The following is a 13,091-nucleotide window of genomic DNA, read 5'->3' on the forward strand; positions in this document are numbered from 1 at the left end:
TGTTATAGCTTCCCAGATGTGTTTGGTGAATTCTTGCTCATAATGGTTTTTGCCATTTCTAGAAGCCCAAAAACATTAGCTTCCACTGGATTATCCAGAATTTTGAAACCGTTCTTTTCTAAGAGCTTCTTAAATCCAGGTAAGAGGCAACCTCCACCTATAGCCCAGATTTCATCCCCTTGGTGCTTGGCATCAAGTGTCAAATTCACCACTTTCTTCAAGTATTTTTCATACCAATCTTTCAAACAAGCACTGTATATATCTTTGATATCGATGTCACGGCTGTACTTGGTATGTCCCATTTCCAGACAAAATCGAATCTTGGATGCATCCCCGATTTTTCCCCCATTTAGATGTTTCATTTTTTGGGAAATATCATCAATGAGAACTTCTACACCGATGGGGTAGGCGGTGTGAACTTCTCGCTTCCCCTGGTTGTAACGAGAATACAGAGTCGTTCCATTGCCAAAGTCTAAAATGGTTAATTTTTTCGGTAGTTGATGCCCAAACAATGCACCCATCCCCTCTAGCACAATTTTCAGCACTTCTACTTTCACCTCTGATTGTTTACCAGCAAGTATTGGCTGATATTCCCCACTTAGTACTTTTTGCAATTCGTCAGCCAGACCTACATCATGTAAGCTGACGACTAATTTTAAGTGCCAAGCCTTACGGTGTGGTAGATGTGCCAATGCACCCAATAATGTCAACAACGCATTATTGACTTTGTTTTCATTGTTATCCGTGTTCCGGTCAAAATGATAACCTGTACGGAAAGCTGATTCTCCGACTGTGTAAGCAGTGCCGTTAAAAACTACTCGTCCGGGTACATCTTCCATCTCGGCATTGGTTATATAGCTGGGGACACGAACTACTTCAAAGCCATCGACTAAAAGTTTTAGGCTTCCATAACCGTTATCAAAGCCAGCAGGAAAAATTTTTTGTAAGGTATGAATGTTCGACATTGGGGGAAAGGTAATACGGTTCAATTTGTAAAAGTTATCAGTTGAGAAGATATGAGGGAGCAAAGGAGAGAAGAATAAAATAACTACCTCTTTTTTCTCCAGCCTCAAGAGCTTATCATACCCCCTTGGGGGCTAAGTGGGGTATAAAGTGTCAAACAGTCAAATATACCCCACAAAACACCCATATATACCCTATACAGGGGTCAAATACTCATCGAAGTCCTGAATCATTTTTGGGGTACATATAGCCCCTATAAAGCCCCCATGAGCATTTGTGAAGTTTTATTTTCTGAATAAAATAAAACTGGTTTACTAGATTGCACTATTATGCAATTTAGTTATTGCTGAATGACTAAATTCAGTCTTGACTAAAATTACCAACAAACAAATAGGACAAAAATCTATCTTTACATCTATCTTCTCGAAGAGTAGGACTTTTTGAGAGCTAAAGTAATGACTAAATAGCGTTAATTACAATTTAGTCATTTGTAAATGACTAAATTACATAATGACTAAATAACTTAAAAACAACATTATGCATTATGATATTGACTAATTTACACAATGCTGCTGGTAGTCAGTAAAATGTTAATTCTTACTTGTGCATCCTTGTCAGGTGGCCAGGGAAAAACAACTGTTGCAATCTTGTTGGGTAGAATGCTTGCTCAAACAGGACAGCGTGTACTGATGATTGATGCCGATCCCCAAGCGAACCTAACTTTTTACCTGGGGCACGAAGTTCAGCAGAATCAACCCACGCTTCTAGAAGTTCTCAAAAAACAGATCAATACTGAAGACGGTATTTATGAAATCGGAGAAAACCTATGGTTAATTCCTGCTGATGATGGATTAGATAATGCTCAAGAATTTTTGTCTGGGAGCGGTATGGGAGCTATTGTTCTGAGCAAACGCTTAAAAGAGGTATCAGATCTATTCCAATACTGCATTATCGATGCACCACCTCAGCGATCGCAAATCTGCCTTACATCGTTGGGGGCAGCTGACCATATCATCATTCCTGTAGAAGCATCATCCAAAGGTGTAAATTCTCTCATCCGAACTCTAAGTTTAGTTGAAGAACTTCAAGAAATTGATGCTTTTTCAGGGATAGTGCTTGGCATCTTGCCATTCAGAGATAAATGGGTAGGTAATAACCAAGTCGCACAAAGTAAGGCGAGTATCAGTGCAATGCGAACAATTGCCGAAGAAATAGTCGTTTTACCTTCAATTTTAGAATCTGAACAATTTAAAAAGGCCATAGATAAAGGTGTAAGTTTGTCCTCTCTAGGCTTTGAACAACTCGAAACTCCCTTCCAACAAATTATCGAGAGGTTACAAAAGAATGTCTGATGTTTTTGAGCGCCTTAAGAAAAAGACACGTCCAAGTGTCCCAGCACGGGATACAACACTTGTAAAAGTACAACACGATAACTTACTAAATGACCAAATTACTGAATTTAGTCATTTACCTGAAAAACCAAAACCGGATTTAGATAGTGAGGAAGTAATAAACGATAAGGTAAGCACTTCTAATCAAGAAGAGCAGTTAGAGTTACCGCAGATCATCAGGCGAACAATCAGGTTAGAACAGGACATTGATACCAAACTAGATACGTTTTGCAATGTAAATAAAATTACTAGAGATACTTTCCTAGAAGGTGCATTTATCGTCTGCTCAGAAAATGAGGAATTATTGCAAGAGGTATTAAACCAAGCTAGAAAACGTTATCAACAGCGTAAACAAGCTGGTGAACAACGCAAATTTCAGACATTGGCTAAGAAAATTAACGTTAACGATTAAGTTAACCCTAAGTAGAACGGTGTGAAAAATTCAATGTTTGTAGTAAGGACTTTAGTCCTAAGAAAAGTGCTAAAGCCCTTACTACGAGCCAATTTTAGCTAACGTTATATTAGTTGACATAGTTTGATTTATTCTCACCGACTTACTTAATCCATCCGTGAGAGGTTGTGACTTTGATTATAAATTAAGCAAAAAGTTCAATTTATGGTTTCTTATCAGCTTTTGGTGATAGTGATAGAAAAGGGTGGTCAGCTACTTCGCTTACCGCGTTGGCGATGGGCTACGCCCCACAGTAGGTGACATAGATGTCAGTTTCCATTTTGGAGTAGCGATCGCTCATCGGGCTGTGTTAATCCGGTCGTTGCAAGACTAAAGCCGTTACTCGACTGGGGGTGAGAGCACGTTGGGAAGAAGAGCTTACTTTGGGGGAAGCGTCTTTTGTTAAACCTTCAAACTGAGCGCTCCTCATCAGAAGGCTGTTCAGTGAGAGTATTGGCTGCCTCAAGTAAAAGTTCCACAGTTGTTGCCAAGAGCGTTCGTACACGAGTTAACTGATTTCGGCGCTCAATCCCCAGCCGTGCTTCAGTGTTTCGCGGATCGTCATCATGGCTTAAATGAACAACTTTCACTTTCTGCTGTTTTTCAGATGGTTCAAATATTGGCTCAGGAGCAGTGAGTTTATTGTATCCATAAACTCCACTTGGGCGCTTCACATTATAATGATGTACTTCACAGCCACCAGGAGCAATGTAGCATCCTTCTAGATTATTTAAGAAGTGAAGCAATTGTTCTACACAGGCGGCGATCGCTTCCATTTGTGCAGCAACGCCCAGCGATTGTGCACTTTGAGGACAACCTCTTGACATCAGCATCATCACTGCCGCTTCGCGGCGCGTGGTTCTAAAGGTTTCCTCTCTGCGTTCCCACTCCTGTTGCCGTTGGCAAGACGCAATCTCCCGCACGCGAATTAGTTCGATTTCCTCATCTGGAGTCAATTTAATAGCTGCTCCACAGGTTGTATAATTGAAGCATTCTCCAGGGTCAATACCCGGTTGCAACATCATTGAGGCACAGTCAAAGCCAAGTCCACATATCTTACGCGGCATGATTTCAAATTAGTTCTAGCTTAATAAACTTATTTTAATAGCTAGAACAAAAGGCTATGTGAAGGCAAATGGTATTAATCGGAGTTTATGTCGGATAAAAGATAAGGGTAGCTTATTTTATATTGTAGTCTTGTATTACGATTGTGACTTACACCATAAGTTGTCCGCGACGGACAGCTTATGGTTGAAAATGGTGTGACTTAAAGGAAAAGATTGCCGAAAATTAAAGGATAAGCTTGCCGCATCAAAGCCTGAAAGCCTGATTATTACGATTTGTGCCAAGTAGGTGTTGGACTCCAGTTAAATGATAAAGTTGCCACCAGTCCAAAGAATTTAAGTCAAAGCCTGCCGTGAGTCCAAGCCATTTTTTTAAGTAAAAATGCTCAACGCACAAGAGTTTGATAATTGGTGTCACCGCCTCAAGATATCAGGACAAGCGCGTTCTGTGATTGAACAAATTCGGTCATCAGAACCTGTGCGGCGAGTCAGAAGCAATGGAATCAACGTTGTTGGCAGTTACTCCAGTATGAAAATGGGCAGAACAATTCAGTTCGAGTCCCATAAAGTGGAATTACCAGCAAGCGAAGAATATGAGCAAGACAATGATGTTTTGGAATACTATGATCAACCCTACCGTCTGTGCCTAAAAGTCAAAGCCAAAAATGGCAGAACAGTAACAGTGACTCATGTTCCAGATTTTTTTGTCATCCGAAAATCGAGTGCAGGTTTTGAAGAATGGAAGTCCTCTGTTCGATTAGAAAAACTAGCAACCAAGCAACCAGAACGCTATGTTTTTTCAATAGATGTGGGATGGCTAAGTCCACCAGTAGCGGAAGTCGTTGAAGAATTAGGTCTGTATTACCGCCTCCGTACTGATAAGGAAATCAATTGGGTCAAGTACAGAAATCGTCAATTTCTCAAAGCCTACACCATCAAAACCTATCAAATAAATGTGGAAGTTGGGAACCGCATTAGAGAGCAGGTTGCCCTGACACCAGGAATAACCTACTCTGACCTGATTCAAACCCTAACAGCGACATCAGATGAGGTGAATGCCTTAATAGCTAATGGGGAAATTTATACTGACCTGAGTGTTGCTTCTTTAACTGAACCAGAGAGAGTACATTTATTTGTTAATCAAGCAGCAGCTGATGCTTACAATCACTGGTTATTAGAGCAAAAAATTACCGAAGAGAACTCGCTTTTTGCAGCGATTAGTAACCAAAAATCCACAAATTTTACATCTTCTATCCACCCAGAAGCAATAGAACGCTATTTAAAAGCCAGCCCATGTGATTTAGCACAAGCAAACCATCGCTATCAAATTATTACTCAACAAGCAGCAGGTAAACCAACAGATAACGCTACTATATCTGAGCGTACTATTCGTTATTGGAAAGCTAAATTTATCCTGGCTCAAAAGAAATATAACTGGGGATATATTGGGCTGCTCGATAATCATGCAAGCAAAGGTAATAGAAAACCAAAAATATCACAACACACGCAGGACTTCATTGACAAAATTATTGCTGACCACTACGAAACGCTCAAACAAAAAGGGAGAATGGCAGTTTACGGAGTTTTGAAACACGAATGGGAAAAAACCAAGAATCCAGAGGAACTACCAAGCTATGTGACTTTCTGCAACAGAATCAAGCAACGTTCCGGTTATGAACAAACTAAAAAACGGCTTGGTTCTCGTGCAGCTTATCAGCAATCAGCCTTCTACTGGGAATTAGACTTAACCACTCCGCCTCATGGAGATCGTCCCTGGGAAATCGCTCACATTGACCATACACAGGTAGATGTGGAATTAGTCTGCTCCCGTACAGGGCGTAATCTAGGCAGACCTTGGGCTACTTTGCTGATGGATGCTTACAGTAGAAGAATTTTAGCGGTCTATTTAACCTTTGACGAACCAAGCTACCGCTCAATTATGATGGTGCTGCGAATTTGTGTGCAGAGATATTCACGCCTACCTGAGACGATTGTTGTCGATGGCGGGGCTGAGTTCAGTAGCATCTATTTTGAAACACTTTTAGCTGCCTTTGGCTGCACTAAAAAACAACGTCCGCCAGCCAAAGCTCGATTTGGGTCAGTGATTGAACGTCTTTTTGGTACAACCAATACAGAATTTTTTCATAATCTTCAAGGAAACACGCAAATAACCAAACAAGTTCGTTTAGTAACTAAATCAAATAATCCGAAAAAACAAGCAGTTTGGACATTAGATGAACTGTATGCTTTCTTTTGCATTTACAGTTATGAATTTTACGATAATAAGGAACATCCAACTCTGGGGAAAAGTCCGCATCAAGCCTTCACAGAAGGAATAGAGAAGAGTGGACAAAGAAAGATGCAAGAAATTATTTATGACGAGAACTTTAAAATATTTACTCTACCATCTACTCCTAAAGGAACAGCCAAGGTGCAACCATCCCGTGGAATCAAAATCAATTACCTTTACTATTGGTCAATAGATGATTCGTTTATCCAACCAGAAATAGAAGGAACAGATGTCCCAGTGCGTTATGACCCCTTTGATATGGGAACAGCTTATGCTTATGTCAAAGGGCAGTGGATTCGCTGCATTTCCCAATATTATAAATCTTTCCAGAATCGTTCAGAGCGAGAAGTTAAATTAGCCACAGTTGAATTACGTCGCACTCGACAGAAATCTAGTAAAAGAATCAATTTAACAGCTAAGGAAAGAGCAGCTTACCTTGAAGAAGCAGAAGCAAAAGAAGCAATATTAGAACAACGATTACATGATTTAGCTAGTCAAGACGTTCGCTCGATTATTGAAAGCAGAATAACTCAGCCAACAGGTGAAGACCAGAAAAGAAATCAATCACAAAAAGTTAAGAAAGTTGCTAAAAGCAATCTGAAGTCAGAAAAAAGTTTAGAACCAAAAATAGATTTTAATACAATTAATCCATATACGAATGAGGAGTTATGGTAAATACTAATGCACGAGCATTTACGCAAGAAGTCCTAAATAAATCTAGTGAAGATAAGACTTGTTATTTCAAAAGTATTACAGTTCCTCACCGCAAACTTAAAGAAGCTTTAGACAGGCTATTAATTAATATTCTTGAACCTGCGGATACCCTAGTATTTTTAGTTTTTGGTGTAACTGGCGTGGGTAAAACGACCTTGCGACTGCGCCTAGAGAAACTCTTATTGGAACGATTTCTTCCGGAATTACAAGTAAACCCTGGTAAAATTGCTGTCGCTAGCGTTGAAGCTATTCCAGCCGAACGAGGAAATTTTAGTCATAAGGATTACTATATTCGGGCCTTAGAATCTCTCAATGAGGTTTTAATCGAGTATAAGTCTAATTATAAACTCTCTTGGACTGATAACAAAGATTTAGGATTGATTAATCAATCCAATCGTAAAGACGTACCTACTTTGCGACGAGCAATGGAGAAGGTGTTTCGGTATCGCCAGTTAAGATGTTTCCTAGTAGATGAAGCTCAACATTTGTTAATGATGTCCGGTGGACACCAAATGCTGCATCAAATGAATTGGATTAAATCAATTGCGAATCTGACGGGAACAGTACATATCTTATTTGGAACTTATGAGCTTCTTAATTGTTCAACTCTCAATGGACAAGTAGGAAGACGTAGTGAAGATATTCATTTAACTCCTTACCAACTTGATAAGACTGAAGATGTTACTGAATTTATTAGAGTTATTAGAACGTTGGAGAAGCATCTTCCCTTAGAAGAAGAACCTTATTTAGAAAATTATTACGAATATCTATTTTCTGGTTCAGTCGGTTGTGTAGGAATTCTTAAAAATTGGTTGACTCGTTCATTGCGATTTGCTTATGAAGAAGATGCAGCAACATTAACTATTAAACATTTGGAGCAAGGAGCTTTCAGCCAAGGACGAATTAACCAGATTTTTCAAGAATCAGAGCAGGGTCAATTACGCCTCAAGCAAGAGTCTAGTTATTACTTCATAGGAAATTTAACTACTTCTGTTACTCCTGATGTAGTACAGGGAGCTTCTCTTAAGAAAGGACGTGTTGGGAAACGAAAACCAAAACGAGATCCTGTAGGGACACAAGATAATGAAAGTTGATGTTAACAAAACTGATGAATTATGGGACTTAGAACGCCCTAAGATTCCACCGCGTAGTTCTTTATTCCATCTTGAACCGATAGGAATCGGAACGCCTTATGTGGAGAGTTTAACTAGCTACGTTGCTCGTTTAGCCGAAGCTCATAGTGTGGCTGTGGGAACTTTAATCGCTGCTGAAATTCAAAAAAAATTCTCTAAATCAGATAATATACAACAGTATTATTACCCTAGTTTAGTGAAAGTATATGGACAATATTATATTAAATCTTTAAATGGAACTTCTGTAAAAGCCAAGCAATTCGTAGCCACTTTGAATCAACTTACTCTGCGCGATGATTTGGAGTTTTTAACACTGCTGACTTGGGCAGAAGTTTTGCCATCTCAAGAGTTACTTAGGACTGATTTTGCATGGTGTCCCCAGTGTTATCAAGAATGGCGTGATAGCTCAAAAGTGATTTACTCTCCTTTATTATGGTCGCTTCAATCTGTCAACATTTGTTTGGAACATCATCGACCTTTGCAATCTATTTGTCCTCAGTGCCATCAAAAATTTGTACCTCTTTGGCAGACGACTCGTCCAGGGTTTTGCTTAAAATGTGATGCTTGGTTGGGTGGACATTATCCTTCTGTTCCACAGCATTGTCCAGATATAGCTCAATCTTTTGAATGGGACATTTGGGTTGCTAGTGCTTTAGGAGAATTGCTTTCAAAAGCTGTTTTATTTAACTCTATACCTCCAAGAGATAGTATTAATAAAGCTATCAAGCTTTATGCTAATCAATTAACCAATGGTAATATTTCAGCTTTAGGTCGTTTCTTGGGAGTCAATCATTATAAATTTCTTCATTGGCATCAAGGTTCAACAATTCCTATTATTTCTGAGTTGCTGAAAATCTGTTACACACTCTCTACTTCTGTTGCTGATTTTCTCCAAGCCAAGGTTAATCCCGTAACTCTTGATAAACTAGCTATTTTAGCTTCTAAAACTAGCCAACGCCGAAGGAAATCTTCTGTTATTTATAGCAGTAAACAAGACATTGAAGCTACAAGAGCAGCAATGCAACAAGCATTATTTGAAGAACCTCCCCCAACTCTTACCCAGTTAGCTTATCGTCTTAGATATAAAAGTTACAGCCCTTTAACTCATATTTCAAAATCTTTAGCCACTGCTATTAAGAAAAGAGCTACTGATTATGCAACTTTAAAGCGTCAGGAGCATATCCGAGAGCTTTTACAGGGGGTTATTGACAATAACATTTCTCCTCCACCGTCCCTCAGCGAAGTAGCCAGATGTCATCATAATGGTTTAGCTACTTTTTACCTCTATTGCCCAGACCTTTGCCAAATTATTGTTGAGCGATACAAACATTACCATTTATTACGTCGCTTGGAAGTGATTCAACAAGGTTGTTTAGAAGTTCAACAAATTGTTCCACAACTTTATGCTCAGGGTATTAATCCTACACTTAAAAATATTCGCCAGTTTATGGCTAAACCCTCTGCTTTATGGAAGAAGGAAGTCGTAGATGCTTTCTGGGAAGCTCGACGTTCAGTTGAAAATGCTTAAAGCCAGTCTATATCAGGGTTCGGCAAGCTTATCCTTTAATTTCCGGCAATCTTTTCCTTTAAGTCACAAATGGAGCTTTAAAACCTGCTCTTTTTGGGCTTTGATACGTAAATTTAGTAGTTTCAAGTTTTTCAAGCTGCAAAAATATAGATATTTTCGGTCACTTTATGCTTTATTTTTGAACTTTCGGTCACGTTATGGTTTCAAAACCTATATTCGCAGAGCGATCGCACTACGACAAATCAAGTATTTCAGCCTTCGTTGCGGACAGTTTATGGGGGAAAAAACGGTCACTTTATGGTGTAAGTCACAACGATTGTCACTGAAAGCATATGTAGAGGAATAAAAAAGTTCAACAATAAATAATAAAGTCCAACAATAAATAAAAAAGTTCTACAATTTCTGGATGTGCATGGTCTGGGCAGATCCAGAAAGGTAAGCTTTATGGCGAGAGGTAGGCAGGAGTGGACTCAAGCCAAGTTTGAGCGCTACATGGCATCACCGTGCCAAAACGGGAAAATTGTACGCTAAGGCTGGAACTTATATCACATAAGCATTTCAGCGATACTTATTTTCTTTAACCCGCAAAGGACGCAATTGATCAAAACTGGTCGCCTGCTTCAAATTCCAGACATAATCACCAGTGAGATTGATATGCTCCCAACCCAACGGTGACAAATGTTGCAAATGTTCTTCAGGAATATTCATCCCCTGTTCCTGCAAATAATCCACGGCTTTTTCTAAGTACACCGTATTCCACAGAACAATAGCAGCAATCACCAAATTCAACCCACTGGCCCGATAGAACTGGTCTTCATAAGAGCGATCGCGCAATTCCCCCAACCGATTAAAAAACACCGCCCTTTTCAGGGTATGTTTCGCCTCACCCTTGTTTAGACCAGCTGTCGCCCGTCGCCGCAGTTCTGGACTCTGCAACCAGGAGAGAGTAAACAAAGTCCGCTCAATCCTCCCTAACTCCCGCAAAGCTAAAGCTAAACGATTCTGCCGAGGATAAGAAGCTAATTTCCTCAACATCAAAGAAGCAGTCACCGTCCCCGTCCGAATTGAACTAGCAAGGCGTAGAATCTCATCCCAAGATTCCTGAATCAATTTCACATTAATCTTGTCACCTAGCAGGGGTGCTAAAACCGAACCAGGGGAACTAGGTTCAAAAGTATACAATTTCTTATCAGGTAAATCTCGCATTCGAGGAGCAAATCTAAATCCCAGTAAATGGCACATCGCAAACACATGCTCGGTATAACCGCTTGTATCTGTATAATGCTCTTGAATCTGTAAATCACTCTCGTGATACAACAAACCATCCAAAACGTGTGTTGCATCCCTAATCGTGGCGTTAATTACCTTAACGTGAAATGGAGCATACTGGTCGGAAATATGCGTGTAAAAAATCACGCTTCTATCCTTACCATACTTGGCATTGATCTCTTCATTAAAACTGCGATGTCCGCCTGCTTTAAACCGTTGACCGTCAGAAGAAGATGTTGTCCCATCACCCCAATAAGCAGCAAATGGTATCTGTGCGTGAAAATTCACTACCTCAGCTAAAGCCTTGGAATAAGTTTCATCCCGAATATACCAATCCGCCACCCAAGCTAAACGCTCAAAGGACATTCCTTGAGTTGCGTCAGCCATCCGCGTTAAACCTAAATTAATACCATCAGCAAGCAAGGCACTTAACAAAACAACTTTATCAGAAACTTGTTCTCCCGAATGTAAATGCGTAAAATGTTTAGTAAATTGTGTCCAAGAATCAACTTCTACCAACAAATCAGTCAACTTAATTCTTGGCAGTAAACTATGAATTTTTCTGCTGAATTCATCAACCTCCTTTGGGACAGTATTGGTGAGAGGAGTGATAATTAATAGCTCGTTTTCTATCCTGACATCAACCAGCTTATTCTCTACAATCATTGAAGAAACAAGCGCTAATTGTTCCGCCAATTCGATTGAGCGTTGTTTAATATAGGTAGTAAAATCCGTTGTTACTGCCACAGGTATAGTGTTAGAAGAACGCATTGACTGCCATGAGCTATCCGGTAACAGATAATCCTCAAAATCTTGGAACTGCTTCGAGCCTGCTACCCAAATATCCCCAGAACGCAAACCACTGCGTAACTCAGTTAAAGCACACATCTCATAGTAGTGACGGTCAATAGTATCGTCCTTAATTACGTGTTTTAACCAACGAGGTTTAACGAAACTAGTGTCCGTAGATTCCGGCACTTTTCGACCTCCTGATATATTTAATTCTTTAATAACCTCCAAAGCTTTTATCACTGCTAGACTGGCAGATGTAGCTTTAAATTCAAAGGTTTCCAACAATTTAGGCGTATACCGTCGTAACTGTGAATAACGGTTATCAAGCAGTTCAAGATAATCAAAATCTGCGGGTCTGGCTAATTTTTCAGCTTCAGCAACAGTACTGATAAATTTCTCCCAATCCAATACAGATTCAATCGCTTGATAGGCATCATTGGACTCATCTCTAGCTGCAATTAATGCCTTGCCCACTTGAGCATACAATCGGACTTTTTCATTAATCGCTTTGCCATCACGTTGAAACTTATCGCCGTGCTGATGCTCACTCTTGTTAAACAATTTACCCATCATTTTATCGTGCATTCCAATGGCATAATCAATCAATGAAGCACTCCATTCAATGAGAAAAGCAACTAAAATAGCATAGCGTCTCAATTCATCTAACCTAGATAGGTGAGCAGGTGTAGACTTCGCGCCAGTTCTAGTAAATTGCAGCAGACGATTTTGGTGTACTCGTTTCAAACATCCAGAGTCGAGATTGAGATGACGAATAAACTCCAGTCGTTCCACGACTTTTAAAAAGTTTCTTGGATTAGCCTGACCTGGTGGTTGACGTAGCCAAATTAAATCAGTCAGTTTTTTATCAGGCTGTACAACTAATAACTTATCTAGCGTCGTCTTTTGTAATGTTGTCAAACTTTTAGTCAACTCAAGACATACTAATTTTTGAGCGCGATGTCTGACCTCCCAGGCTAAACGTTCTACCGTAGAAATAGCTGGAATAATAATTTGGCGCAAGCGCATCTCATCAATCAACGCTCCCACAAGTGCCATCCCTTTATCTGACGATATTGCAAAAGGTAATAACCATTTTGAGAATTGCTTGTATGTAGATGTATTAAAAGTATGAAATCCGAAATTGTTTTGAATTTCTGCCAGATGTTCGCGTCGAGTTGTATCCCTTTGGGAATATTCAGTGATGATTGTCGGGTCAAGTTTTAATTGAGATGCAATATAAAACAGTACAGATTCCGGTACTATTTCTCCTAAACTCCAAACACGACCTGGAAAGCGTAGGTAAGATAACTGTACAGCGAAACCAAGGCGATTGTGTGGTCTACGACGCTCTTTGATAACTTTGAGTTCGTCATTACTAAAAGTATAGTAGCGAGCTATATCTCTTGTCGTGATAGAATCGGGGATTTCAGTAAATTGAAGTCGTTGTGTCGGAGATAAAAGTTCGCGCGTTGCCAATTAGATACCTGGATATTCAG

9 protein-coding genes are annotated in these 13,091 nt (G+C 39.7%); 6 read left to right on the forward strand and 3 right to left on the reverse strand.

From position 1 onward, the window contains the following. Positions 1-2: 2 nt before the first annotated feature. Complete coding sequence (locus tag ACM0OY_RS05915) at positions 3-965, reverse strand: ParM/StbA family protein (protein ID WP_414567957.1); 963 nt, start codon at positions 963-965, stop codon at positions 3-5. Between the two features lie 585 nt (positions 966-1,550). Here ACM0OY_RS05915 and ACM0OY_RS05920 point away from each other — a divergent pair. From ACM0OY_RS05920 to ACM0OY_RS05930, 3 genes are all read left to right on the forward strand, one after another. Further along, entirely contained in the window at positions 1,551-2,315 is a 765-nt protein-coding gene (locus ACM0OY_RS05920) for a ParA family protein (RefSeq protein ID WP_104902300.1), read from the forward strand. Continuing rightward, positions 2,308-2,766 (forward strand): hypothetical protein, encoded by a 459-nt coding sequence (locus tag ACM0OY_RS05925; protein ID WP_104902257.1) that lies wholly within the window; start codon positions 2,308-2,310, stop codon positions 2,764-2,766. The genes ACM0OY_RS05920 and ACM0OY_RS05925 overlap by 8 nt, the downstream gene beginning before the upstream one ends. 244 nt (positions 2,767-3,010) lie before the next feature. Beyond that, complete coding sequence (locus ACM0OY_RS05930; protein ID WP_292841474.1) at positions 3,011-3,139, forward strand: hypothetical protein; 129 nt, start codon at positions 3,011-3,013, stop codon at positions 3,137-3,139. Positions 3,140-3,215: 76 nt separating this feature from the next. Here the strand turns inward: ACM0OY_RS05930 and ACM0OY_RS05935 are convergent, their stop codons facing one another. After that, complete coding sequence (locus ACM0OY_RS05935) at positions 3,216-3,872, reverse strand: hypothetical protein (protein ID WP_414567958.1); 657 nt, start codon at positions 3,870-3,872, stop codon at positions 3,216-3,218. A 379-nt stretch (positions 3,873-4,251) separates the two neighbouring features. Here ACM0OY_RS05935 and ACM0OY_RS05940 point away from each other — a divergent pair, with 379 nt between their 5' ends. The 3 genes from ACM0OY_RS05940 to ACM0OY_RS05950 are packed head-to-tail and all read left to right on the forward strand — an operon-like array spanning position 4,252 to position 9,534. Then, positions 4,252-6,834 carry a Mu transposase C-terminal domain-containing protein gene (locus tag ACM0OY_RS05940; protein ID WP_414567959.1) on the forward strand — a complete coding sequence of 861 codons (2,583 nt, stop codon included), beginning with the start codon at positions 4,252-4,254 and terminating at the stop codon, positions 6,832-6,834. Then, entirely contained in the window at positions 6,828-7,967 is a 1,140-nt protein-coding gene (locus ACM0OY_RS05945) for an AAA family ATPase (RefSeq protein WP_414567960.1), read from the forward strand. Before ACM0OY_RS05940 ends, ACM0OY_RS05945 begins: the two co-directional genes overlap by 7 nt. Further along, positions 7,957-9,534: a TniQ family protein gene (locus ACM0OY_RS05950; protein ID WP_414567961.1), complete on the forward strand. Its 1,578-nt coding sequence runs from the start codon at positions 7,957-7,959 to the stop codon at positions 9,532-9,534. Before ACM0OY_RS05945 ends, ACM0OY_RS05950 begins: the two co-directional genes overlap by 11 nt. A gap of 558 nt (positions 9,535-10,092) precedes the next feature. Here ACM0OY_RS05950 and ACM0OY_RS05955 read toward each other — a convergent pair. Next, on the reverse strand, positions 10,093-13,071 hold the full coding sequence (locus ACM0OY_RS05955; RefSeq protein WP_414567962.1) for a Tn3 family transposase: 2,979 nt from the start codon (positions 13,069-13,071) through the stop codon (positions 10,093-10,095). Positions 13,072-13,091: the final 20 nt, after the last annotated feature.

The organism is Nostoc sp. CCY 9925, assembly GCF_963920935.1.
Lineage (GTDB): Bacteria > Cyanobacteriota > Cyanobacteriia > Cyanobacteriales > Nostocaceae > Nostoc.

What these genes read in the sequence shown, in the direction of transcription:
- ACM0OY_RS05915 (WP_414567957.1), bottom strand. Translation starts at nt 965, where the DNA reads ATGTCGAACATTCATACCTTACAAAAAATTTTTCCTGCTGGCTTTGAT.
- ACM0OY_RS05920 (WP_104902300.1), top strand. Translation starts at nt 1,551, where the DNA reads ATGTTAATTCTTACTTGTGCATCCTTGTCAGGTGGCCAGGGAAAAACA.
- ACM0OY_RS05925 (WP_104902257.1), top strand. Translation starts at nt 2,308, where the DNA reads ATGTCTGATGTTTTTGAGCGCCTTAAGAAAAAGACACGTCCAAGTGTC.
- ACM0OY_RS05935 (WP_414567958.1), bottom strand. Translation starts at nt 3,872, where the DNA reads ATGCCGCGTAAGATATGTGGACTTGGCTTTGACTGTGCCTCAATGATG.
- ACM0OY_RS05940 (WP_414567959.1), top strand. Translation starts at nt 4,252, where the DNA reads ATGCTCAACGCACAAGAGTTTGATAATTGGTGTCACCGCCTCAAGATA.
- ACM0OY_RS05945 (WP_414567960.1), top strand. Translation starts at nt 6,828, where the DNA reads ATGGTAAATACTAATGCACGAGCATTTACGCAAGAAGTCCTAAATAAA.
- ACM0OY_RS05950 (WP_414567961.1), top strand. Translation starts at nt 7,957, where the DNA reads ATGAAAGTTGATGTTAACAAAACTGATGAATTATGGGACTTAGAACGC.